Below are 984 nucleotides of genomic sequence, written 5' to 3'. Positions count from 1 at the left end.
GTAGGGTTGTAGTCCTCCGTCATGCTAATGTCAATCTCGTGCGCCTGTAGCATCGCCACATAAGCGTCGCAGCAGTATTGTACACCCCGATCAGAATGGTGGATCAGTCCTTTGAGACTTGTGCTGCCTCTCAGTTTGACAGCCTGCTTTATTGCCTGCTCCAATGCCTGCATGGTAATGGCCGCGCGGAGCGTGTCGGCAAGCTTCCAGCCGACAATCTTGTGCGAGTAGGCATCGGTTATCAGATGAAGGTAGCAGACGCTCCCGTCGGCAAGCACAATGTAAGTGATGTCGCTCACCCACAACTGATTGGAAGATATTGGTACAAAATCCTTCACCAAGTTCTTCCACTTGTGATAACGGTGGTTCGAACGGGTTGTGTGCCGGGGTTTGGGAGGCGGGAGCATCAGACGGTAACGGCGAAGAAGCGCAAAGAAGCTGTCACGCCCAGGGATGAACTTTGCCCCGAAAAGGGCGGTGAGCATGACCCAAAGCTTGTAACCTCCAATGCCGGGATCTTCCTTTCGGATTTCATGTACGTTTTCCACTATGACGCGTTCGCGCTGCAACTCCTCCTCGATGTCGGCCTTCGACTGGTAGAAGGCCTGACGGCAATGGCCAAATAGACGGCAGGCGGGGGCGACCTTCAGACCGCGCCCGCTGACCAGTTCCTTCACTACTTGGCCCCAGATTTTTTTCGGATGGGGATGTTAAAATACTCCTCGGCACGCGTAATCATCAAATCACGTGCTTCCGTTTCTAAACGAGAGAAAGAAAGCGCTTTCTCCAATTCCTTGATGCGCTTCTTCAACTGAGCGTTCTCTTCACGGTAACTTTCTTTGCTGCGGTTGGCCATATCTTCTTCCGTTGAAGTTATCGAAGGCGAAGATAGCGATTTTACTTTATCACCATACTTTTCTATCCAATAATTTAAAAGCCTAAGACCGCTGAGTGAGTAAAGTCGGCAAAAAGAATGCTTGCTCA

Annotated in this window: 2 protein-coding genes; both read right to left on the bottom strand. The window is 50.9% G+C overall.

Annotated elements, in window-relative coordinates; translation table 11 throughout:
• The coding region (locus Q3C19_RS18230; protein WP_302731275.1) for a DDE-type integrase/transposase/recombinase at positions 1-677 on the bottom strand (677 nt) is incomplete at its 3' end.
• Positions 677-984, bottom strand: a 308-nt coding sequence (locus tag Q3C19_RS18225; protein ID WP_302731273.1) for a transposase, incomplete at its 5' end; no start/stop codon positions are given. The genes Q3C19_RS18230 and Q3C19_RS18225, both read right to left, overlap by 1 nt.

Source organism: Bacteroides sp. ET489, from assembly GCF_030518095.1.
Taxonomy (GTDB): Bacteria; Bacteroidota; Bacteroidia; order Bacteroidales; family Bacteroidaceae; genus Bacteroides; species Bacteroides ndongoniae.
Note: the sequence above shows the minus strand (reverse complement) of the source record. Positions and strands in the feature narration are given on the sequence as shown.